The sequence below is a fragment of the Kribbella sp. CWNU-51 genome, from assembly GCF_054073265.1.
On the sequence record NZ_JBSXMZ010000004.1, the window covers coordinates 785,671 to 807,618 of the forward strand.

General features: G+C 67.5%; 19 protein-coding genes. 7 read left to right on the forward strand and 12 right to left on the reverse strand.

Annotated features, from left to right (window positions below; all coding sequences use genetic code 11):
- Positions 1-293 precede the first annotated feature (293 nt).
- The 3 genes from ACXC9Q_RS05790 to ACXC9Q_RS05800 all read left to right on the forward strand — a co-directional run bounded on the left by ACXC9Q_RS05790 (position 294) and on the right by ACXC9Q_RS05800 (position 3,677).
- Positions 294-1,358, forward strand: coding sequence for a globin domain-containing protein (locus tag ACXC9Q_RS05790; protein ID WP_457055424.1), 1,065 nt, complete (start codon positions 294-296; stop codon positions 1,356-1,358).
- Positions 1,355-2,014: a DivIVA domain-containing protein gene (locus ACXC9Q_RS05795; RefSeq protein ID WP_457055425.1), complete on the forward strand. Its 660-nt coding sequence runs from the start codon at positions 1,355-1,357 to the stop codon at positions 2,012-2,014. The genes ACXC9Q_RS05790 and ACXC9Q_RS05795 overlap by 4 nt, the downstream gene beginning before the upstream one ends.
- 76 nt (positions 2,015-2,090) lie before the next feature.
- Positions 2,091-3,677, forward strand: coding sequence for a nitric oxide synthase oxygenase (locus tag ACXC9Q_RS05800; protein WP_457055426.1), 1,587 nt, complete (start codon positions 2,091-2,093; stop codon positions 3,675-3,677).
- A gap of 80 nt (positions 3,678-3,757) precedes the next feature.
- Here the strand turns inward: ACXC9Q_RS05800 and ACXC9Q_RS05805 are convergent, their stop codons facing one another.
- On the reverse strand, positions 3,758-4,210 hold the full coding sequence (locus tag ACXC9Q_RS05805) for a DUF1269 domain-containing protein (protein WP_457055427.1): 453 nt from the start codon (positions 4,208-4,210) through the stop codon (positions 3,758-3,760).
- A gap of 292 nt (positions 4,211-4,502) precedes the next feature.
- On the opposite strand from ACXC9Q_RS05805, the gene ACXC9Q_RS05810 reads away from it, so the two are divergent.
- Positions 4,503-4,844, forward strand: a complete 342-nt coding sequence (locus tag ACXC9Q_RS05810; RefSeq protein ID WP_457055428.1) for a hypothetical protein — start codon at positions 4,503-4,505, stop codon at positions 4,842-4,844.
- On the opposite strand, the gene ACXC9Q_RS05815 is transcribed toward ACXC9Q_RS05810, so the two are convergent.
- Complete coding sequence (locus ACXC9Q_RS05815) at positions 4,841-5,674, reverse strand: alpha/beta fold hydrolase (protein ID WP_457055429.1); 834 nt, start codon at positions 5,672-5,674, stop codon at positions 4,841-4,843. The genes ACXC9Q_RS05810 and ACXC9Q_RS05815 overlap by 4 nt on opposite strands.
- A gap of 240 nt (positions 5,675-5,914) precedes the next feature.
- Between ACXC9Q_RS05815 and ACXC9Q_RS05820 the strand changes: the two genes are divergently transcribed.
- Positions 5,915-6,922 (forward strand): cation:proton antiporter, encoded by a 1,008-nt coding sequence (locus tag ACXC9Q_RS05820; protein ID WP_457055430.1) that lies wholly within the window; start codon positions 5,915-5,917, stop codon positions 6,920-6,922.
- Here the strand turns inward: ACXC9Q_RS05820 and nicT are convergent.
- The 6 genes from nicT to ACXC9Q_RS05850 form a co-directional block, all read right to left on the reverse strand.
- Positions 6,881-8,050 carry a Nickel transporter NicT gene (gene nicT / locus ACXC9Q_RS05825; RefSeq protein ID WP_457055767.1) on the reverse strand — a complete coding sequence of 390 codons (1,170 nt, stop codon included), beginning with the start codon at positions 8,048-8,050 and terminating at the stop codon, positions 6,881-6,883. The two genes, ACXC9Q_RS05820 and nicT, sit on opposite strands and share 42 nt — an antisense overlap.
- Positions 8,051-8,085: 35 nt before the next feature.
- The gene (locus ACXC9Q_RS05830; RefSeq protein ID WP_457055431.1) at positions 8,086-9,168 is read right to left on the reverse strand and encodes a hypothetical protein; all 1,083 of its coding nucleotides are present in this window, start codon (positions 9,166-9,168) and stop codon (positions 8,086-8,088) included.
- Between the two features lie 7 nt (positions 9,169-9,175).
- Positions 9,176-9,658, reverse strand: a complete 483-nt coding sequence (locus ACXC9Q_RS05835) for a hypothetical protein (protein ID WP_457055432.1) — start codon at positions 9,656-9,658, stop codon at positions 9,176-9,178.
- A gap of 320 nt (positions 9,659-9,978) precedes the next feature.
- On the reverse strand, positions 9,979-11,715 hold the full coding sequence (gene poxB / locus ACXC9Q_RS05840) for a ubiquinone-dependent pyruvate dehydrogenase (protein ID WP_457055433.1): 1,737 nt from the start codon (positions 11,713-11,715) through the stop codon (positions 9,979-9,981).
- 36 nt (positions 11,716-11,751) lie between these two features.
- Entirely contained in the window at positions 11,752-12,594 is an 843-nt protein-coding gene (locus ACXC9Q_RS05845; RefSeq protein ID WP_457055434.1) for an alpha/beta hydrolase, read from the reverse strand.
- Between the two features lie 171 nt (positions 12,595-12,765).
- Positions 12,766-15,603 carry a helix-turn-helix transcriptional regulator gene (locus tag ACXC9Q_RS05850; RefSeq protein WP_457055435.1) on the reverse strand — a complete coding sequence of 946 codons (2,838 nt, stop codon included), beginning with the start codon at positions 15,601-15,603 and terminating at the stop codon, positions 12,766-12,768.
- A 129-nt stretch (positions 15,604-15,732) separates the two neighbouring features.
- Here ACXC9Q_RS05850 and ACXC9Q_RS05855 point away from each other — a divergent pair, with 129 nt between their 5' ends.
- The gene (locus tag ACXC9Q_RS05855) at positions 15,733-16,164 is read left to right on the forward strand and encodes a MarR family winged helix-turn-helix transcriptional regulator (protein WP_457055436.1); all 432 of its coding nucleotides are present in this window, start codon (positions 15,733-15,735) and stop codon (positions 16,162-16,164) included.
- A 28-nt stretch (positions 16,165-16,192) separates the two neighbouring features.
- On the forward strand, positions 16,193-17,920 hold the full coding sequence (locus ACXC9Q_RS05860) for an MFS transporter (RefSeq protein WP_457055437.1): 1,728 nt from the start codon (positions 16,193-16,195) through the stop codon (positions 17,918-17,920).
- Positions 17,921-18,048: 128 nt separating this feature from the next.
- Here ACXC9Q_RS05860 and ACXC9Q_RS05865 read toward each other — a convergent pair whose 3' ends face one another.
- The 4 genes from ACXC9Q_RS05865 to ACXC9Q_RS05880 form a co-directional block, all read right to left on the reverse strand.
- Complete coding sequence (locus tag ACXC9Q_RS05865) at positions 18,049-18,534, reverse strand: RNHCP domain-containing protein (RefSeq protein ID WP_457055438.1); 486 nt, start codon at positions 18,532-18,534, stop codon at positions 18,049-18,051.
- A gap of 68 nt (positions 18,535-18,602) precedes the next feature.
- Entirely contained in the window at positions 18,603-19,658 is a 1,056-nt protein-coding gene (locus ACXC9Q_RS05870) for a Gfo/Idh/MocA family protein (RefSeq protein ID WP_457055439.1), read from the reverse strand.
- Positions 19,659-19,751: 93 nt separating this feature from the next.
- On the reverse strand, positions 19,752-20,840 hold the full coding sequence (locus ACXC9Q_RS05875) for a mandelate racemase/muconate lactonizing enzyme family protein (RefSeq protein WP_457055440.1): 1,089 nt from the start codon (positions 20,838-20,840) through the stop codon (positions 19,752-19,754).
- On the reverse strand, positions 20,837-21,946 hold the full coding sequence (locus ACXC9Q_RS05880) for an amidohydrolase family protein (protein WP_457055441.1): 1,110 nt from the start codon (positions 21,944-21,946) through the stop codon (positions 20,837-20,839). Before ACXC9Q_RS05880 ends, ACXC9Q_RS05875 begins: the two co-directional genes overlap by 4 nt.
- Positions 21,947-21,948: the final 2 nt, after the last annotated feature.

Below are 21,948 nucleotides of genomic sequence, written 5' to 3' on the forward strand. Positions count from 1 at the left end.
GTAGGTTGGTCGCCAGTAAGACGGAGCACTGGAAAAGACTCGGGGTCTGGACTGGGAGGAAACCCTTTGTCAACGCAGTTCCCGTCGGCTCGAACGGCCGACGACCTGCAGTACATCGTGCCCGCTGATAGACCGCCCACTTCGTTCGAGGGTCTGCTCCCTCGAGCCAGATAGCGAAGTCGATGGACGGATACGCCTTACAGCGCAGCTGGGATCAGGTCACGAAGCATGGAGAACAGGTACCGCTGTACTTCTACTCGCATCTCTTCGTGTCCCATCCCCAGGTGCGATCGATGTTCCCGTTGTCCATGTCGAATCAGCGGGACAAGTTCGTCAGCGCGCTCGGCAGGATCGTCAGCCACGCCGACCAGATCGAGAACGATGCGGCCTTCCTGCAACACCTCGGCCGCGATCACCGCAAGTACGCCGTACTCGCGGAGCACTACAACGTCGTCGGCGCCTCGCTGTGCGCGACCCTGAAACACTTCTTGGGCTCCGAGTGGGACGAGGAGCTGGCCGCACACTGGACCGCGGCCTACCAGGTGATCGCGCGGATCATGGTCGAGGCGGCGGAGACGTCCTCGGAGTCCGCTCCCGACTGGTGGGACGCCGACGTGGTCTCGGTCGAGCGGAGGACCATGGACCTGACCCTCATGACGGTCCGGCCCAGGCACGCGTTCCAGTTCCTCCCCGGCCAGTCGTTGTCCATGGAGATCCCCCAACGCCCTCGGCAGTGGCGGTACTTCAGCCCCGCCAACGCCCCGCGCCGGGACGGCTCCATCGACCTGCACGTCCAGCAGATCGACGGTGGACAGGTGAGCCCGGCCGTGGTGCGGTCCCTGAAGGTCGGCGACACCGTGAAGCTGGGCGCGCCGGTCGGTGAGCGCCTGACCCGGCGCGACGAAGACACGACGGACCTTCTGATGGTCGCCGGCGGAACTGGTCTCGCCCCGCTCCTCGCGGTCCTCGAACAGATCGACCTCGAATGGCAACGGTCGCACACCGCTCCCCGGGTCCACCTGCTCCACGGCGTACGGATGGCCTGGCACCTGTACGACCGGCCCCGGTTGCGGGACCTGGCCGAGAAGCGGCCGTGGTTCGACTACACGGAGGTCGTGTCGGACGACCCGTCCTATCCCGGGACGCGGGGGAAGGTCGGCACGGTCGCGGCCCGGCAGGAGGTGCACGGGCGCCTGGCGATGGTGTGCGGCGGCCCCCAGATGGTCGCGCACACGCTGGAGCGGCTGGCCGCCGCCGGCCTGCCGCCCGAGCACATCAAGTACGAGCACTTCTACTACGCAGCCGCGGACGAACACACCGGTCCGCCGGCGCTGACCAGGTCGGGAGAACACCAGTGACGAACCCCCAGCACCGCCACGACTCCCCGCGCTACCAGACACCCGATTCGATCCGGGACGAGACGTTCCAGCGCCGGATGCGGGGTCTCGACGCCGACAAGGTGTACGGCTACCTCGACCTGCTGGCCGACCAGGTGCAGGCCACGGAAGGACAGCTCAAAGCGAGCCGGGCCGAGAACGAACGTCTCAAGGCGGAGGTGCAGCGCACGCAGGCAGAGCTGCGGCGCGTGCAGACGGAGCTGGACGAGTACGAGCAGGTCGGCGACCGCGTGAACGAACAGGTCGTCCAACTGTTCAGCCAGGCACAACTGGTGGCCGAGGAGATGGTCGAGGAGGTCAGCCGGGACGCGCGCGAGCGCCTCAGCCAGGCCCGCGCACACGAGCGCCAGATCGTCTCGGCGGCCATGGACACGGCCGGGGAGCAGATTCGATCGTATGCACGGACAGCCCAGGCGCAGATGAAGTCTGCCATCGACTCGTTCGCCACCGAGGTCGAGCGGCTCGGAGGCGAGCCGCAGTCCGGTCAGCCGCTGTCCGGCGAGCCGCGTTCCGTGGCGCCGCACGAGATCGATCCCTTGTTCGCCGACTTGAACAACTGGCCGACCCACTTGGCGAACGGGCGCGGTCCGAAGGCGCCGGGCTCGGACCGGCCATAACGGCGCCCGTGCACGGCGTGAGCGATTCGCAGCCGACCATCCCGGTTCCCGCGGTTCCGCCCCCGAGGGAGTTGACATGAAGACGCAACACCAAGAGCGCTGCCCGGTCCACACGTTCGCGGCCGACCAGCCGGCGGCCTGGAATCGCCGGCTGATGGCCCTCCCGCTCGCAGTCGTCGTACTGGCCGTGCCCGGAGCCGCCGTCAGCGTGCTCGAACTGAGTTGGAACGTGCCGACCAGCCGCACGACGGTCGTGCTGAGCGTCGTGGGACTGGCACTGCTCTTCCTGGGCGTTCGGATCTGCCTCGGCTACCTCGTCGCCGCCCAGGCCGAAGACCATGTGCTCCGGATCGACGCCGGCCGGCCGGGCAAGGGCCGACGGATGGGCCGTCCGGGGTCACCGGGTCCCGGACGGGTCCGGGCGACGTCCAGGCGCCGTACGGGCCGCGAGTCACATCCGACGGCCGGATACACAGTGAGCCTGCCCGAGCCTGAGCCCGAACCCGAGCCCGAGCACGAGTGGAAGCCCGGGAGTACGGACATCGCGGCGATTCGAGCCGCGGCCGAGGAGTTCCTCCAGCTCTTTCATGCCGAGAACCCCCACGCGGGGCCGTCCGGGCCGCGGATCGCCGCGGTGGCGCGCGAGATCGACATGACCGGCACGTACTGGCACACCGCAGAGGAGCTGGCTTTCGGCGCTCGCGTCGCGTGGCGTAACAACGCACGGTGCATCGGCCGGCTGTACTGGCGCAGCCTGCAGGTGCGCGATCTGAGGACCGTCTCCGACGCCGGCCGCGTCGCCGCGCACTGCTTCGACCACCTGCGGCTGGCTCACAACGGCGGAAAGATCCGGCCGATGATCAGCGTGTTCGCTCCCGAGGCCCCGTCCCGGCCCGCTCCCAGGATCTGGAACGAGCAACTCATCCGGTACGCCGGGTACGAGCAGCCGGACGGGGGTGTCCTCGGGGACCCTCGCTACCGGACCTTCACCAGCGAACTCATCCGGCGCGGATGGCGGCCGCCCGAGCGCACGGGAGCCTTCGACGTGCTCCCGCTCGTCGTGGAGACCGCCGAGGAGGGACCGCGGATGTTCCAGCTCCCCGGACACGCGGTTCACGAGGTCCCGCTCGAGCACCCCGAGCTGACGTGGTTCGCCGACCTCGGTATGCGGTGGCACGCGGTCCCCGTGATCAGCAACAACCGACTGGAGATCGGCGGTGTCTCCTACCCGGCCGCACCCTTCAACGGGTGGTACATGGGCACGGAGATCGGGGCCCGCAACTTCGGCGACGGCGACCGCTACGCCCTCGTTACGGAGGTTGCGGAACGGATGGGGCTGGACACCTCGGACGAGGCGACCCTGTGGCGAGACCGGTCCTTGGTCGAGATCAACCGTGCGGTACTGCACTCGTTCCGGGTGAATGGCGTGACTATCACCGACCACCACACCGAGTCCCGCAGATTCCTCATCCACCTCGAGCGGGAGGAGCGGGCGGGCCGCCGTTGCCCTGCCGACTGGACCTGGATCGTGCCGCCGATGTCCGGATCGCAGACCCCGGTCTTCCACCGCTACTACGACGCCGAAGACAAGGTGCCGAACTTCTTCGCCGACGACGACGCAACCCGCCGGTCGCTCGAGGGCGGTCCTCCCGCCTTCCGCTGACCCAATTGCCCAACGCAACCATCCGGCCGGCCACGGCCCGCGTCGCGGACCGTGGCCGCGATCGGCTCCAGGGGGCGCGGCTAGGACGCGGCAGGCGCGGCCTCGTTGGCTTCCTCGAGATCCTCGTCGGTGACTGTGTGCGACTCCGACGTACCGCCCAGCTCTGTCAGCTTGTCCGACACCGCGGGCGCTTCAGTGACCGGCGCCAGCACTCCGACGGCGGCCTTGCCATCGGTGAGCGCGGATCCGAGGCGTTCACGGGCGGCCTTGTCCATTCCGAGCCCCTTGTGGTGCAGCGCACCGACGAGTCCACCACCGACTACTCCGACAGCGAGGCCGACGGGGGTGAACAATGCCAGCGCCAGACCGATCCCCGCTCCCTTGCCAGTGCTGCGTTTGCCGACCTTTTCAGCCTTGACCTCGCCCTTCTCGTTCAGGACCAGAACCCCGATCGCATCATGCTTAGCGAGCCCGGAGTCTTTGACTGACTGCGCAGCGGCATCCGCCGCGGCCTCGTCCCCGAAAATTGCCAACACAACGATCTTGTTTCCCATGGGATTCCCTCGATAGGTGGCCAATCGCAACTGCGACCTACTCGTTTCTAGTGCGTCGGCCAGACGTACCGCCTCACCCCCGACGGATGGTTGGCTGATCAGCCGCTGCTGCCGGCAGCCACTGTGCGTCGCGAATTCGTCACCGAAGTAATCAACGCTGAGACGCTCGTACGACGTACTGGCCAAGCATCCCTGGACTTGCCGCCGAGACCTTCCGTGAGCGCCCGTTCCGGCACATGATGCAATCGAGACCGACGGAAGGACCGGTTCGATGTCCAGCCTGGCGAGCTACACGACTTTGTACGTGACTGCGATCGGGCTCGCCGGGGGCTTGGACCTCGAGAACATCTTCGCGGTGCGGTGGGATGCCGGCGGCCGGGATCCGGAAGAGTCGTCGGCAGCAGATTTCATTCGATGGCTCGACCACGGCGACGGCCGAGCATTTGTACGGCGTACCGACGGCAGCCGAGGCCCCCGGGTTCGCGTCGACTCCGACGAAGCGAGGCGCTACCTCCGCAGCCGCGTCGATGAGGCCTCGCAACAAGACGAACTGCTTCTCCTGCCGCACTGGTACACCGGCAAACACTCCACCAAGCACCTCAGCCGAAGTTAGCTGCGCAGGAAGTCCAGCAAGGCGGCGTTGACCTGGGCGGCGTGGGTCCAGGCGATGGCGTGCGGGCCGCCGTCGACGACGACCAGCTGCACGTCCTTGATCAGGCCGGTCAGCAGCTTGCCGGTCTTGTCCAGCGGCAGGACCTGATCCGCGTCGCCCTGCACGACCAGCACCGGTACGTCGATCTTGGGCAGGTCGTCGCGGAAGTCGGTGGCCCAGGTGCTGATGCAGGCCACCGCGGCGGCGGCCGAGGCGGTGACGGCGAGGTTCCAGCTGGCCTGCCAGGCCTGGTCGCTGATCAGCGTGCCGCGGAGGGTGTCGATGTTGTAGAAGAGATCCAGGAATCCCTTCATCCAGGCCGGGGTATCGGCCCGGGCGGCCTCGGCGAACCCGTCGAACACACTTTGCGGTACCCCGTCGGGGTTGTCGCTGCTTTGCAGCAGGTACGGCGGGATCGGGGAGACCAGCACGCCCTTGGCCACCCGCGCCGAGCCATAGTGGCCCAGGTAGCGCGTGACCTCCCCGGTGCCCATCGAGTGCCCGACGAGTACGGCGTCGCGAAGGTCCAGGTGCTCCAGCAGCGTGTTCAGGTCAGCAGCAAAGGTGTCGTAGTCGTAGCCGACGACCGGCTGGCTGGACTTGCCGAATCCGCGCCGGTCGTAGGTGATGACCCGGTACCCGGCGTCCAGCAGGACGGGGACCTGCTTGTCCCAGGCGCGGCCGCTGAGCGGGTATCCGTGGATCAATACCACCGGCTGGCCGGCGCCGTGATCCTCGTAGTAGATCTCGATGGCTGAGCTGTTTTCCTGGCCGACGGTGACTGTGGGCATGGAACATCCATTCCTTCCGTTAACGGCGCCCCGCCGACCCGGAGGCCGGGCGGTCTCGCCTGCAAGTTGGTACTGAAACCACGGTCGCGCTACTGGGCGGTGCACCGAACCCGTACAGACCCCGGGCCGTACCCGGGTTGACCCGCAGACCAGGGCAGGGCCGGGGGTCGTACGGGTGCAAGCGACCTCCGCCGCACGCAACCGTGGAAGCCAGGACACGAAGCCCTCCTGGAGGCCGCGATGAACTTCGACAATCTGGTCGCCGTGCTTGCGGTCGCGGCGGCGGTGCCGTTGATTCTCGCGGCCGTGCCGCGGGTGGCTGTTCCCGGGCCGGTGCTGGAGATCGTCGCCGGGATCGTGCTTGGGCCTGCGGTACTGGGCCTGGTGAAACCTGACCAGGCGGTACAGCTGTTGTCGACGATCGGGCTGGCGTTCCTGCTCTTCCTCGCTGGTCTGGAGATCGACGTCCGCCACTTCCGCGGGCCTCGCGCCCGCCTGGCCGGACTGGCGCTCGGTCTGAGCGCGCTGCTCGCTCTGACCATCGGCTTCGTGCTTCACGGAGCGGGTGTCGTCGAAAGCCCGTTGCTCGTCGGGATCATTCTGATCGCCACATCGCTGGGCTTGATCATTCCCATCATGAAGGGATCCTTATGGATCACAAGGATGATCGACCGGCTCGCCGACACTTCGGCCCAAATCCGGATACGACTGTCGATGCTGCTCGTGGTCGGCCTGGGCGCCCTGGCCACACGTCTAGGATTCGAGGCGATCCTCGGCGCGTTCATTGCCGGGGCGATCCTTCGCCTGGTGGACCCGGATGCCGAACACAAGCATCCGCTGTTCCATCCGAAACTCGATGCCATCGGCTACGGCTTCCTCATCCCGGTCTTCTTCGTCACCAGCGGGCTCACCTTCAACCTGTCGGTGCTGTTCTCGAGCGCCTCCACGGTGCTGCGGGTGCCACTCTTCCTGCTGGCACTGCTGGTCGTGCGCGGACTGCCCGCCGTCCTCTACCTGTCCGCCCTGGGCAGCATTCGCGATGTCGTCGCCGCGGGGCTGCTGCAAGCGACGTCGCTGACCTTCATCGTCGCCGCCACCACCATCGGGCTTCAGGTGCACGCCATCAGGCCGGCCAACGCGGCCGCACTCGTCGCCGCAGGGCTTCTCAGCGTCATCATTTTTCCCACCATCTCGCTGCGGTTACTGTCAGTCGGCGGCTTCGTCTCGACTGGGAGCAAGGCCGATTGACCACTTCTGTTCGATATGGCCGTACTTCCAGATGGCGAGTGCCACGACCCAGGCGGCAAAGAACAGTCCGACGATTCCGTATCCGGCGTAGTCGAGTGGAATGTTGGCGATCGCGGAGAGGGGTCCGGTGGTGATGTGGGCCTGGTCGGCGATCACGCCGATCAGTTCGATCGTGCCGATGATCAGTGCCACCGCGACCGAGATCCCGGTGATGGTGATGTTGTAGAACACCTTCCGCACGGGCTTTGCGAATGCCCAGCCGTATGCGGCATTCATGAACACGCCGTCGGCGCTGTCCATGAGACACATGCCGGCGGCGAAGAGGACGGGCAGGACCAGGATCGAGTAGAACGGCAGGCTGAACGCGGCGGCACCCCCGGCGAGAACGAGCAGACCGACTTCGGTGGCGGTGTCGAAGCCGAGCCCGAACAACACACCGACCGGGTAGATATGCCAGGCCTTGCGGACAGATTTCGTCAGACCACCGAGGATGCGATTCATGAAGCCGCGCTTGTTCAGTTGCTCCTCGAGTTGCTGCTCGTCGTAGCCGCCGGTGCGCATCTCCCGGAACACCTTGATGATGCCCACGAAGACAACGAAGTTGAGTATTCCGAGCACCCAGAGAAAGACGCCGGAGACGGACGGGCCGATAGTTCCAGTCACCGAATGCAGCATCGAGTTGTCACTCTCGACCGGCCCGGCCAATGCCTGCACGCCGAGCGACAGCAAGAGGGCGAGTGTGAACACAATCGTCGAATGGCCGAGGGAGAACCAGAACCCGACCGAGAGCGGTTTACGAATCTCCGCCTCCGGCACGCCGGACAGCCGCCGCTCGGCGTTGTCGGCGAGCAGTTTGCGGGTCGTGTTGTCCACTGCCGCGATGTGGTCGGCGTCAAAGGCGTGCCGGAGTCCGAAGGTGTAGGCGAGCAGTCCGACGCCGATGGTGAACACCGGGTGGTCGCCGCCGATCTGGTAATGCTGCGGCACCACGAACCCGAACAGGACACCGAACCCGATCACGTGCAGGAGCACGATGAAGCCAGTCATTCCGCGGAGCGAGCGCCGGTCGCGCCGGTTGAGACCGCGGCGGAATTGCGTGAACGTCGACGGTTGCCGTTCGGCCGTGATGCCCGTCATGGGTTCCTCTCCGCGAGACTGCCGGGTCAGCCGGCCGGCGGCGGGGCGAGGTAAGGGAAGTACTCGAGGATCGGCGCCGGTTCGAGCCCGGAGGAGAAGTCCTGATTCACGATCATCTTGATGACGTTGGACGCAATGTCCTCGACGATGCCCTTGCCGTTCTGACTGTTGAACCAGGGGTCCCAGAGCGCCACGGTGCCAGGAGTGAACGTGATGACGTTCGGCAGCAGCTTGTCTGCCGCCCACGCACCGTAGGCGCGCGCGGTGCGGAACTTGTGCGGAGGATCGCCATAGGTTCCCCCGGCCTCGACGACCGCTGCGATGTTGTCCCGCACTTGACCCCAGATTCCTGAGGCGGGATCGGTTGCGGGGTGGCGGGGCCTGCCTACGAGGTCGATCGTAGGGGCGGTGCCGTTGTAGTTGGCGACCTGTGCCGAGCCATGGGCGAAGTCGAAGAAGGTGGTCATGTTGGGCTCTGCGGCGCGCTGGACCTGGACCCAGGTTTTGTGCCCCGTGTCGAAGTATGCGGTGGTCGCCCAGAAGTTCACCGGGCCGCGGCCCGTGATCCTCACCGGGACCTCGAGCACGAAGGCCCGGACGGTCGAATTCGCGAAGGAGTCACTCGCCGGACGCAGAGCGTCGAAGTCGGGAAAGGTGCCGGCGGCCAGCGCTTCCGCCGACGCGACGGGGAAGGGGATGAAATTGTAGAACGGGTCGAGACGTTGTCCGGCGAAGAGCTTGATGCCGTTGCGGCATTCGACGATCTCCCCGACCGGGGCGTTGGGAGGCGTGATGATCGTGCCCGAGGCCTTGCGGTCGGTGGCTGCGCGGCCGGTGAGCTGCTCTACTCGCACGTGCTGCGTGCCGTCGGCGCCGATCGGGAAGGTCGCACGAAAGGTGATGTCCTCGACGTAGTCGCGATTGATGTCGATCTTGAGCTCGTAATAGCCGGCCGGGTTCCAGGGCTGGCCCGCCATCGGCGAGGTATTCATCCCGAATACCGTGCGCGGGGCGGGACTGTCCGCGAGGAGGTCGCCGGCCCCGGCAAAGCAGTAGGCGTCGGTGATGTCCAGCGTTTCGTCTGTTGGGTAGTCAAAGTGGTGAGACATGATGCTCCTACTCGGCCACGCGGTTGCGTGAATACGGATTGCGGGAGAACGGCTGCAACGCGAGCGTGTAGAACAGGTCGCGGTAGGGAGCATCGTTCGTGGCGCCGAACTCCCCATAGAGCCAGAGGAACGGGAGCTTGCGGGCATCCCACGTCACGCGGTCGGCCCGCCCGCTCGCATGAATGAGTTCGTACCAGCCCTCGGTGAACCCGCTCAGCATCGCGATACGGGTGGGAGCGCCGCGTTCCGGGACGATCGAAGCGTCGACCGTAGTGCCGTCGGTTGCCGTCATGCGCGGCCATGCAGACTCGGCCGACGCGAGGTGCGGATGACGGTAGTAATCCCGGATGGCCACGGCCTTGATGCCCGCCGGCAGCACCACACGTGTCCCCGGAGTGAGCAGCGGGGCGTTGAACCGCCGCTCCACACCGCGCACCAGGTCGTCAGTGGCCTTGGGGACGCTGCCCGGCCGCGTCGCGGTGGCGGCCAAAGCTGGTGTGGCTGAGCCGACGCCGTACAGGACGGGGAGAGTGGCGAGACCGCCAAGGACGCCCCGGCGACTCAGCCCTCCTCCACCCCGTACGGCTTCCACAGGCTCTCGATTACCTCTGATGATGCTCACTCACGTTCCTCTCTTGCGTCGCGCCCCGCGCTGCGCCGACTCGGCGCCGCTAGCACCACCATCCGGTTTCGTGCCGCTCGGCCGCGCCCGGGAACTGCCCCGGCCGGTCCCGGGTCCGCTACTGGTTGCGGCCCGGGCCGGGCGAAAGGGCAAGCTCTACCTGTGCGCGATCAAGGCCCGAACCGTCGTTATTCGCGGTCGAGCTCGTGGAGGTTGGTCTTGGCGAGCTCGAGGAGTTCGTCAGCTCCGCCGGAGAGGATGGTTCTGGTCGCGTAGAGGGTGAAGCCCTTGAGTTGGCCGTAGGTGAGTTTGGGAGGCAGCGAGAGTTCATGGCGGGCGGTGTGTACGTCGACCACCGCGGGACCGTCGTACTCGAACGCGGCACGCAGCGCCCCTTCGAGCTCGTCCGCCGTCTCGACCCGAACGCCGAAAAGGCCGGCAGCGGTGGCGATTCCGGCGAAGTCGGGATTCGTCAGATCGGTGCCGAAGGTGACGATGCCGGCGGCCTTCATCTCCAGTTCGACGAACGACAACGCGGCGTTGTTGAAGACCACGACCTTCACCGGCAGCCGCTGCTGGCGCAGGGTGAGCAGTTCGCCGAGCAACATCGCGAGGCCGCCGTCCCCAGACAAGGCGACGACCTGCCGCGACCGCTCGCCGGCCTGCGCCCCGATCGCCTGCGGGAGTGCGTTCGCCATGCTGCCGTGGTTGAACGAGCCGATCAGCCGGCGGGCCCCGTTCATCCGTAGATAGCGCGCGGCCCAGATGCACGGCGTACCCACATCGGCCGTGAACACTGCGTTCTCGGCAGCGAGGCGGTCGACGGTGGCGGCGACCAACTGCGGGTGCAGCGGCGATCCGTCCCGGCCTGGTCTGGCGAGGTGGTCGAGGCGGGTGCGGGCGCGCCGGTAATGCGCCGTCATCCGGTTCAGGTGATCCGAATCGGCATGCACCTCGAGCAATGGCATCAACGCATCGACCGTGTCCCGGACCGTGCCGACGAGCGGGACCTGGACGGGCACCCTCCGGCCGATCCGTTCGCCCCGCACATCCACCTGGATCACCGGGACGCCTTCGGGATAGAACGGGCGATAAGGGAAGTCGGTGCCGAGCATCACCAACAGATCGCAATGCTCCATCGCCCGGTATCCCGAGCTGAACCCGATCAGGCCGGTCATGCCGACGTCGTACGGATTGTCGTACTCGACGAACTCCTTGCCGCGGAACGCGTGCACGACCGGCGCCTTCAGGGTCTCTGCGAGGCCGATCAGCTGATCATGGGCGCCCGCACAGCCCGCCCCGGCCAAGATGGTGACCCGTTTCGCCTGGTTGAGCAATCGCGCCGCAGCGGTCAGCGACTCACTCTCCGGGCGAACAACTGCGCGAACCGGCCGCACAGGCACGAACCGCGCCAGGTCCGGGCCAGGGGCCAAGAAGATCTCCCCCGGTACGACGACGACGCCGACACCACCGCGCTGCAATGCTGCCCGCATCGCCATCTCGAGCAGCCGCGGAACCTGCTCCGGCACGCTGGCCAGCTCGCAGAACACGCTGCATTCGCGGAACAGCTCCTGCGGATGGGTCTCTTGGAAGTAGCCCCCGCCGATCTCCTCGGCGGGGATCTGCGCGGCGATCGCCAGCACCGGGACGCCACTGCGGTTGGCGTCGAACAGTCCATTGATCAGGTGCAGATTGCCCGGTCCGCAACTGCCGGCGCAGACCGCCAACTCCCCCGTCAGCGCCGCCTCCGCGGAAGCAGCGAAACCCGCTGACTCCTCGTGCCGGACATGCTCCCAGGCGATCTCGCCATCACGGCGCAACGCGTCGGTCAGGCCGTTCAGCGAGTCCCCGGGGATGCCGTAGATCCGGCGTACCCCCGACAACTTCAGCATCGACACCATCGCGTCTGCCACCGTGCCGGCCATCAGCGACTCCTCGCACGTCCGACTGTGCTCCTCAGGCTAGCGCCGCTTGAAGCTGTCGACGCGCATGACGGCGTCGGCGAAGGCTTTTGGTGCTTCCTGCGGGACGTTGTGACCGACTTGCAGTACCTGGTGTTCGTAGGGGCCGGAGAACTTGTCACGGTAGGCAGCGCCGTCAAGGGCCGCGGTGAACGGATCGTAGGCAGCGTCGATGGTGATGGTGGGCACACCGATGACCGGGGCTTGCTGGAGCCGCTTCTCAAGCTGTGCGTACCGGGGTTCGTCCGGTGCCAGGCCGAGCCGCCAGCGGTAGTTGCCGATCACGATGCTGACGTAGTCGGGGTTGTCGAAGGCAGCCGCGGTCTGCTCGTACGTCGCTGCGGAGAAGTTCCACGTCGGCGAGTTGAACTTCCACATCAACTCTCCCAGGTCGTGGCGGTGCTGGGTGAGGCCGAGTTCACCACGCTCGGTCGAGAAGTAGTACTGATACCACCAGGCCCATTCGAGCTTCGCCGGCAGCGGCTGTTTGTTCGCAGCCAGGTTGGTGATCAGATAGCCGCTGGTGGAGACCAGAGCGCCGGCGGCCGCCAGCAACGGCGCCACCTCGACGTAGCTGTGGATGTCGTACGGGAAACCGTGCATGAGGATCACTGGCGCACCGCCGGCCGGGCCGGCCTCGACGTACCCCACGTTCAGCACGCCGGCGTCAATCTGCCGCACCGGACCGAACGACGTACCCGTCCGCGCGGTCCCCGCCTGGGCCGCGGCCTTCGGGACGTTCCCGAACTGGGTCGCGCCGACGGCCAGCGCCGCGGCGCCGGCGACCCCCAGAAACTGACGCCGACTGGCAGTCGACGGACTGTTCACGTCATTCGTATCCATCGAAGCAATCTCCTTGTTCGCGGTCACGGGAGACCTGTCCGGTGCCTGACGGGCGGAGTGCCACGGCGAGCGAAGGTTTCTATGCCCAACCCTTGCGGCCCGAGGGCTGTCCCGCACCCGGGCCGAACCCCGGTCAGCACCGGGTCGCGCCCCGGCCAGTTGGCGCCCCCGCTAGTCGGGCGCGAAATCGAGCACCGCTCCGTGCAGCTCCCTGCGCGAGTTGACGCCGAGTTTCGTGAAGACCTTGCCGAGATGCCACTCGACAGTGCGTGGGCTGAGGAAGAGTCGAGTGCCGATCTCCGCGTTGGACAGGCCGTCGCGGGCGAGCCGTGCGATATGGAACTCCTGGGTGGTCAGCTCCTCGGTGGTCTCGACCGTCCGCCTGGGCACCTTGACGCCCACCAGGGCAAGTTCTCGCCGGGCTCGTTCGGCGAACGCGGCCACCCCCATGGCGGACAGCATGTCGTGCGCGGCGCGCAGTTGTTCCCGGGCCTTGGTACGCCGGCGGTTTCGTCGCAGCCACTCGCCGTACAGGAGGTGTCCTCGGGCCCACTCCATCCGCAGGCCCGCGCGGTCCAGATGCTCGATCGATGCGCGGTATGACGCGTCTGCCTCCTCGCCACCCAGCAGCGCCAGGAGCCTGGCTTCGATGCCCAGCGCCCAGCCGGTGGGGGTGACACGAGCGCGCTCGGACATCCGCTGATGCGCCGCGACCAGCAACGCTGTGTCGCCGGTGCGTGAGGCCGCCTCAGCGAGCTCGGAGATCGCCATCAGCTGGTAGCCGCCCACGACATCGCGGTCGAACACGCTGCGCGCGGCCGGCACTGCGAGGTCGTGACGCCCGAGGCCGTTGCTCAGCACGGCACTGGCATAGTCGGCGAACGTGACGATCCGGCCCTGGCCCAGTGCCCATGCTTCGTCGCGGACAGTCCTGATCAACCTCGATGCCGTCTCTTCGGCTCCGCGCAAGGCAGCCAGCAGCGTCGCCGCGTAGCCGACCGGTGGGTTGCCGGTGATGCCGGCGATCATCCGGTCTTCCTCGACCAGCTCGGCGGCGTCGGTCACCTGCCCGGCAAGCAGCTTGTTGGCCGCGAGCACGTTGAGGGCGAACTGCAACTGGACCAGCGCGCCGGCGTCACGCGCTCGCCGGACCTGGAGCTCGGCCAGCGCGCGTCCCGCCTCGAAATCCCACAGCTCGGTGGCGAGGATGGCCGTCACCCTGTTGCCACCCAGCCAGAGCAGCCGGCCGACATCCTCGGCGCCGCCCTCGATGCTCCGCACGGCCGTGAGCGCTCGGGCGAGCGGCGGCGCCGATGCCGCGTGGCCGTCGGTGAATCTGCTGGCCAGCGCGTCAAGGATGAGGTCGATGGCTCGTGGCGTCCCCCGGGCCGGGGGCGCCGACCGTGCGGCCGCCGCCACGACAACTGTCGCGTCGGGCGCGTCGGTCCCGCTGGCCCAGATCGCGGCGGCGAGCGCATCCAGGTACGTCTCGCGGGCCAAGTCGAGGTCGAGCGGCTCGAGGTGCGGGGCGGCATCGAGGAGCAGTCGAGCGGCTTCGGTGGAGCGCCGCTGGTCGAAGGCGAGCTGCCCGCGCAGGTGCGTAATCTCCGCGGCCCGCAACGCATCGGCCGGGCCGGCCGCGACCTCGGCGAGAAGGGTGAGAGCCGCCTCGAGGGCGCCGCCGTCGCGCTTGCGCCACGCGGCGGCGAGCTCGCGCTGGGCACGCCGCGCTGGGTCGGGCGTGAGGCGCGCGGCTCGTTCCAGGAGCGCGGCCGCAGCCAGCAGGCCACCGCGGGATTGCGCTCGGGTGGCCGAGCGTTCCAGCTCAGCTGCGATCGCTTCGTCAGGCGTCAGCGTTGCCTGTGCTCGGTGCCAGGCGCGCCGGTCCGGATCGATCTCGGCGTCGGTGGCCTCGGCCAGCGCGCGGTGGATCTCCTGGCGCTGTTCAGGAGAGGCAGCGCGGTACGCCGCTGCGCGCACCAAGGGATGGCGGAACCCGATTCGGGCACCGAACTTGATCAATCCCGCCGTCTCGGCCGCTTGTGCGGCATTTGCGCCGATCCCCAAGAGACCCGCCGCCCGCCACAGCAGCTCTGCGTCGCCGAGCGGTTCGGCCGCCGCGGCGACGAGCAGGCGCCGGGTGTCGTCCGGGAGTGTCGATACGCGTTGGAGAAAGATCTGCTCGATGCGACTGGCCAGCGGGACCAGGTCCGATTCCTCGAACCCGTCAGCGAGTTCCGCCGCCGTCCAGGCCCGCGGCAACTCCAGCAGCGCCAGCGGGTTGCCGCGGGTCTCGGCGATGATCCGATCCCGGACGCGCGGGTCCATGGGGCCCTTGACCACCGAGTCCAGCAGCCGACCGGCGTCCGCCTCGGTCAGGCCATTGATCGTCAGCTCGGGGAGGCCGGCGAAGTCGAGTTCATCGGTTGGCGCCCGGATCGCGATGACAAGCGCGATCCGCTCGGCCAGCAGCCGACGAGCCACGAAGGCAACCGTCTGGGCGGAGACGCGATCGAGCCATTGTGCGTCGTCGATGAGGGAGACCAGCGGTTGCTGCTCGGCGCGGTCGGCCAGGAGGTCCAAAACCGCCAGTCCGACCAGGAAACGATCCGGCGCTCCGGCCGCGTTCATGCCGAAGGCTGTACCGAGGGCGATGCGTTGTGGATCGGGCAGGTGGTCAAGTCGATCAGCGAACGGACCGCAGAGCTGATGCAGTCCTGCGTAGGGAAGCTCCATCTCGGCCTCGACGCCGGCAACCCGCGCGACGCGGCAGCCGGCCGCGCTCGTCTCCACGTAGTCGAGCAATGCGGTCTTGCCGATCCCTGCGCCGCCTCGCACCACAAGTACCTGACTCCGCCCCGCCCGTGCGCCCGCGACAAGATCGTCGAGAATCGCGCACTCGCTGCGCCTGCCGTACATCGCAGCGGTGCCATCACGCTGACGACGCATCGGACCTCCGGGGAAGAGCCGTAGGGCGAACCGCGAACGGCTCTGTCGCGCAGCTCTCATGACATGGCGACGAGTCTACTGCTGTCCCCGCCACTGGCCAGCGGATGGCGAGGTACGACCGGGAAGTGAACTCCGTCTCTCTTGGAGGGTGGCAGTGATTTCCATAAGGAGGTTATGCATAATGGGGTTATGCAATCGGATGCCTCCGGCACTGAGCTGGTCGTGGTGCTCGAACACCTGGTGACGTTCATCCGCCAGGTCTCGACCGCCGGTGACCTCAGCGCGGCAGCCTCGTCCGCCCTGCACCGCCTCGGACGTGACGGACCGCACGGGCTGACGGAGCTGGCTCACGCCCAGCGCGCCTCCCAGCCAGGGATGACGCAGTTGGTCACCCGGATGGAACGCGAGGGCCTGGTGCGCCGCACCGCGAAGAGCGACGACCGCCGCACCGTACTGGTGGAGGCGACCGAAGCCGGTCTCGAGCTCCTCAGGCGCCGGCGTGCGGAGCGCGCCGAGGCGCTGCAGCACCTGCTCGACCGCCTCGATCCGCAGGATCAGGCCGCTATCGCCGCCGCACTACCCGCGCTCGCCCGGCTCGTCGAGTCCCGGTCGTCCGACTGAACACGCCCATCGTGAGGAGAACCTGCATATGACCGCGTCCCATGGGACAGCTCCGAGCCCGTTCAAACAGCCGCGTGCCGTCTGGGCCGTGGCGTTCGCCTGTGTCGTCTCGTTCATGGGCATCGGGCTCGTCGATCCGATCCTGCCCGCACTGGCCGGCAGCTTGCACGCCACGCCGAGCCAGGTGTCGCTGCTCTTCACCAGCTACCTGGTCGTGACTGCGGTCGCGATGCTGGTAGTCGGCTGGGTATCCAGCCGCATCGGCGCCAAGCGCACGCTGATCGTCGGCCTCATCCTCATCGTCGTGTTCGCCGCGCTCGCCGGCACCTCGAACACCATCGGCGGCATCGTCGGTTTCCGCGCCGGCTGGGGGCTGGGCAACGCCCTGTTCATCGCGACCAGCCTCGCCGTCATCGTGGCCTCGGCCAGCGGCGGCTTCGCCGGGGCGATCATCCTGTACGAGACCGCGCTCGGACTCGGCATCGCGGTCGGGCCACTGCTCGGCGGCGAACTCGGCAGCATCAGCTGGCGCTGGCCGTTCTTCGGCGTCGCGGTCCTGATGTTCATCGCCCTCGTCGCGACCGTCGCGTTCGTCCCGAACCTCCCGAAACCAGCGCACAAGACATCGCTGGCCGCGCCACTCAAGGCGTTGCGGCACCGCGGCCTGCTGACCATGGGCATCATGGCGCTGCTCTACAACTGGGGATTCTTCACCATGCTCGGCTACGCGCCGTACCCCATGGAACTCAACGCCCACAAGCTCGGCCTGGTCTTCACCGGCTGGGGACTGCTGGTCGCCGCCTTCAGCGTGTTCTTCGCACCGCGGCTGCAGGCGCGCTTCGGGACCGCGCCGGTGCTGTACGTCAATCTGCTCTGCCTCGGCATCGTCATGGCCGTGATCGCGATCGGCGTGAACACTCCGGCGGCGGTCATCGTCGCGGTCATCATCAGCGGCGCGTTCATCGGCATCAACAACACCTTGACCACCCAGGCCGTCATGCTCGTCTCGCCGGTCGAGCGGCCGGTCGCCTCCTCGGCGTACGGCTTCGTCCGGTTCATCGGCGGCGGCCTCGCGCCGTTCGCCGCGGGCAAGCTCGCCGACGCCACCAACCTCAGCGTCCCCTTCTACCTCGGCGGCGTCGCCTTCATCCTGGCCATCGTCGTTCTCGCCTCCGGCCACAAGCTGGTCGCAGCAGCCGAGCAGGGCATGGTCGAGGGCGAGACCGTGCGCCCGAGCCTGCAACCTGTCGGTGCCACACCGACTGTGGCGTACCGACCGGTCATCGTCGCGGTCGGTGCTACCGAGAACGCCGCCGAGATCGTCGACGCGGCCGCCGCACTTGCCCGCGACACCGGCAGCCCTTTGGAGGTCGTGCACGTCCGCGAGACCGCCGTAGTCGAAGAACTGGCCATCGACGCCGAGGACGCCGAGCAGGCGCACGCCGCCGTCCAGGACCACCTCGACCGGCTGTTCGCGCAGGGCATCGCCGCCACCGGTCAGGTGCTCACCAGCGTCGGCGACCACGCCGCCGCAGGTCGGGCCTTCGCCCAGCACGCCGACGACATCGACGCGCGCGCGATCGCGGTCGGCCGGTCCCCACGCGGACCGGTGGCCCAGTTCGCCGACGGCAGCTTCACCAGCGCATTGACCCACGCCGCCGCCCGCACAGTCGTACTGGTTGAACCCGGCAAAACCGCCGTACCGGTCGCCAGCCTGCTAGCAGCGTCGCCAGGCGTTGCACAGCAGAACCCGTAACGCAGGCAGGCGACGAGGCTCGAAGCCACGGAGGGTGCTATTGCCTAACGCAACTATTCGGGTGGGCCCCCTCGTCGGGCCCGTGGTCGGCGTCCGACAAGGCGCCGCCACGGGCCTGACGGCCTGACTCAGGCCTTGGTCTTGCGCGCCCTCGGCTTGCGAGTGGCGGCATGTGAGCCGTTGCCGTTGCTCTCGGGCTCGGGCGCGAACGGGATGAACGGCATAGTCAGCGGCAGAGCCGCCAGCCGCATCAGGAGCAGGACGTTGTCGTCACCGGCGGTCTTGTTGAGACGAAGGCGCCCACAGTTGGTACACCTATGGATGAGGACCCAACGGCCCTCGCCGCGGACCGTGACCGCGATCGGCTCCATGCCGCCCGCGCAATCGGCTTTGCGATCACCCGGGACGTTGCGGTCGAGATGGCGCGACCACAGACAGCTCGGGCAATGGTTGCGATGGGTAGTTCCAGGGGCGTCGAGGGAAACCTCTACGCCGCAGTGCTCACAGCTGAACGAACGTGCGAATACCAAACCGAAGAACCTTTCAGAGCGAAGCTGCTGGACAGGACAGACATCGGCTTCCCTCCTTCCGGTCCGCGCCGGATCATCCGGCACACCGCCTCCAGCAGATCAGCCTGCCTCCACCAGCGTCAATCGATTAACTCCCGAGAACCATCGGCGATTCATCCCCGCGCCGCTCCGCGGACGGTCGCCCGCTGCTGGGCTGTCAGGGCCAGGCGCATGGTTTCGAAGGTGTGCTCCTGCGGCGCGGCCGAGGTGGTTCGATCCCGTACGTCGCGAACCAGGTCCGGATAGTAGGTGGTCTCGACCTGCGAGCAGTCGATGTACTGCGTACCTTCCTGATTGACCAGGAAAAGGTGGTCGCCGCCATCCCTGCCTGCGATATCGACGTACTTACGCAACTCGATGTAGCCGTCGGTGCCGAGGATCATCAGGCGGCCGTCGCCCCAGGTGGGCAGACCGGCCGGGGTGTACCAGTCGACCCGGATGTAGCCCTGGGCGTTGTCGCTGCGCAGCAGGATCTCACCAAAGTCCTGCAAGCCAGGCTCATCGGGGTTGGCGAAGTTCCCGACCGTGCTGGCCACGACCTCGGCGGTCCGGGCGCCGGTGAACCACAGGAATTGGTCGATCTGGTGGGAGGCGATGTCAGTCAGGATCCCGCCATACCGGTTGTTGTCGTAGAACCAGTCCGGGCGACCGGCCCCGCCGCCGAGGTGGCCACGGTCCCCCACGCGGTGCGGCCCGATCCCGAGAGTCTGCACCACCGTTCCGATCCGGCCCTCGCGGACGAGCTCACCGGCCTTGATCACGCTGGGCACCTCGAACCGCTCCGAGAACGTCACCGACCAGAACCGCCCGGTCTGACCGACCGCCTTCTCGATCTCCTCCAACTGATCCAGACTCACACAGCCAGGCTTGTCGGTCATGACGTCCTTGCCGGCCCGCAACGCCGCCACCGCGATCGGCCCCCGCCGATCCGGTACGGCGGCGGTCACGATCAAGTCGATCCCGTCCCGGTTGATCAACTCGTCGGGACTCTCGGCCACCGGAACGTCCGGGTACCGCTCCCGGACCCGGGCCGCGATCGCAGCCGACGGATCGTCGGTCGCCATCCCGACGAACTCCGCACCAGCCCCGATCAGGCCCGCGATCTGACCGAAAATATGCGCGTGATCAAGCCCGACCGCGGCGAACCTGACAGCCTGCGTGGAAGTCACTCGTATTCCTCCCGACTCGACGAAGCTTCGACTGCCACTCACCCTATGCCAGGTTGGCAAGCGCTTGCCAACCCCTGGCGAGCCGTGCACGGGTCAGAGGGACGACACCCGTCGCTCCATACGCTGCAAGGTGGAGCCGGAAATCTCCACTCCCCAACCAGGTGCGTCGGACAGCACCACCTCGCCGTCCCGCGCGACCGGCAACGGCTCGTAGACCCGCATCGCCGAGGCGTCCTCGATGGTCCACTCGTGAAAGAGGTTGCACGCCGGCATCGCTGTCACCAGATGCGCGGTGAAGATCGCCGTCAGCGATCTCCCCGACGAATGCGGTACGCACGGGAGCCCGGCAAGGTTGGCCAGCTCCGCAACCTGCCGGGCGCGCGTGATGCCGCCGATGTAACAGACATCGGGCTGGATGACATCGGCCACGCCGTCCCGCACGATCCGTCCCATGTTCTCGACCGAGAACTCCTGCTCCCCCAGCCCGACGGGGATGTCGAGGGCGGCCGCGACGCTCCTGGTGTTCTCGTACTCCCAGAACGGCACCGGCTCCTCGAAGTGCAGGTAGTCGTGCTCCTCGAGCAGTCGCCCGATCCGGATCGCCTGGCCCGGGGAGTAGGCGCCATTGGCGTCCGCGCTGATCTCGACGTCGTCGCCGAGCTCCTTGCGCAGCAAGGGAACCAGCTGCCAGGTCCGGCCGGTACGCGACTCCGCATCGCGACCGTTGCGCTCGCCGATCTTGATCTTCACCGCGCGGAAACCGTGCGCAGCGACGGCCGCGACGATCCGGTCGACCTCCTCCGCCGGCGTCGTGTCGCGACGCATGGCGGAACCGTAGACCGGCACCGACGGCCGGAACTTTCCACCGAGCAGCTGGTAGACCGGCTGGGACTTCGCCTTGCCCACTAGGTCCCACAGCGCGGTGTCCACGCCGGCCAGCGCCCGGAACAGGAAGCTGCCGAAGTACTTGTACTCGGCCCGTGCGCACTCCTCGGCCAGGGTCATCACATCGAACGGGTCCCGACCGAGATAGTTCCGCGCGATCAGAGTGTGCAACACCTCCCCAGTGATCCGGGCCTCGGAGTGCGCCGTCTGTCCATATCCCACGAGCCCGTCGTCGGTACGGACGCGAACGATGCAGCCGTGGCCGTCGAACGTCTCGATCGAGATGATCTTGGTCAAAGCGACTCCGCCCGTGCCGGCAGCTTGTAGAAGGCCCGGGCGTTCTCCGTGTAGATGCTGTCCCGCTGCGCCGCGGGCAACCGGACCTGGAAGGCGTGCGCGGGATGGTCGAAGTCCCAGTGCGGATAGTCGGTGGAGAACATCACCTTGCCGGTTCCGCCGAGGTGTTCGAACACCTTGTGCAGGTCGGCCGGCCGATGCGGTTCCTCGATCGGCTGCGTCGTCATCCAGAAGTGCTCGCGCAGGTACTCCGACGGCCTGCGGCGAACGTGCGGAACCTCGGCGCGGAACCGCTCCCAATGGGTGTCCATCCGCCAGCCCAGGGACGGCAGCCAGCCGAACCCGCCCTCGATCAGTGCGATGCGCAGGTTCGGAAGCCGCTCGAAGATCCCACCGAAGATCAGGCTCGCCACGTGGGCCTGGAACGCGCCGGACATCCCGGCGTGATCCTCCAGGTAGAAGGACGGCCAACCTGCCGCGCTGATGGGTACGCCGCGAACGCCGCCGCCGTAGTGAATGCCGACGGGCAGATCGTGCCGGGCGGCGGCCTCGTACATCTTCCAATAGCGGCGATCGCCGAGCGGTGCGGAACTGCGTGCAACCAGAAGGACCTGCACGAACCCCGGATGGCCCGCGAGCCGCTCGATCTCGGCGACCGCCTGCTCGCTGTGCTCGGCGGGCACGATCATGCCCGCTCGCAGCCGCGGCTCCGGCTCGAGCCACTCCTTGATCTGCCAGTCGTTGGTCGCCGCCGACAGCGCCGCGGAGAACTCGGGATCCATCTGGCTGCCGGAGGAGCTGAGCGGACCGAGGATCCCGAACTCGACGTTCAACCCGTCGAGGTGCTGTTTCTGCATGAACTCCAGGTCGGCACCCGCGGGCAGTCCGGACGGCGGAATGGCGTCGTACCGGGCCGGCGATCCCTTCGGGTACACGTTGCCCGAGTGCTGGCGCGAGCCGAAGGTCTTCAGGTGGTTGAGCCAGCGATTCGAGAGGTAGGGCTCCAGGGCTCCGGGTGCCATCACGTTGTGGATGTCGCAATCGATGATCATCTGCTTCGCAGCGGTACGGCGTACGGTCCGTGGCTGCGTCTGTGTCTCAGTCATCT

Excerpts from the sequence above, each read along its gene's own strand:
- ACXC9Q_RS05820 (WP_457055430.1), top strand. The coding sequence starts at position 5,915 with ATGAACTTCGACAATCTGGTCGCCGTGCTTGCGGTCGCGGCGGCGGTG.
- ACXC9Q_RS05850 (WP_457055435.1), bottom strand. The coding sequence starts at position 15,603 with ATGAGAGCTGCGCGACAGAGCCGTTCGCGGTTCGCCCTACGGCTCTTC.
- ACXC9Q_RS05810 (WP_457055428.1), top strand. The coding sequence starts at position 4,503 with ATGTCCAGCCTGGCGAGCTACACGACTTTGTACGTGACTGCGATCGGG.
- ACXC9Q_RS05880 (WP_457055441.1), bottom strand. The coding sequence starts at position 21,946 with ATGACTGAGACACAGACGCAGCCACGGACCGTACGCCGTACCGCTGCG.
- ACXC9Q_RS05855 (WP_457055436.1), top strand. The coding sequence starts at position 15,733 with ATGCAATCGGATGCCTCCGGCACTGAGCTGGTCGTGGTGCTCGAACAC.
- ACXC9Q_RS05815 (WP_457055429.1), bottom strand. The coding sequence starts at position 5,674 with ATGCCCACAGTCACCGTCGGCCAGGAAAACAGCTCAGCCATCGAGATC.
- ACXC9Q_RS05790 (WP_457055424.1), top strand. The coding sequence starts at position 294 with ATGTTCCCGTTGTCCATGTCGAATCAGCGGGACAAGTTCGTCAGCGCG.
- ACXC9Q_RS05800 (WP_457055426.1), top strand. The coding sequence starts at position 2,091 with ATGAAGACGCAACACCAAGAGCGCTGCCCGGTCCACACGTTCGCGGCC.
- ACXC9Q_RS05845 (WP_457055434.1), bottom strand. The coding sequence starts at position 12,594 with ATGGATACGAATGACGTGAACAGTCCGTCGACTGCCAGTCGGCGTCAG.
- ACXC9Q_RS05860 (WP_457055437.1), top strand. The coding sequence starts at position 16,193 with ATGACCGCGTCCCATGGGACAGCTCCGAGCCCGTTCAAACAGCCGCGT.
- poxB (WP_457055433.1), bottom strand. The coding sequence starts at position 11,715 with ATGGCCGGCACGGTGGCAGACGCGATGGTGTCGATGCTGAAGTTGTCG.
- ACXC9Q_RS05830 (WP_457055431.1), bottom strand. The coding sequence starts at position 9,168 with ATGTCTCACCACTTTGACTACCCAACAGACGAAACGCTGGACATCACC.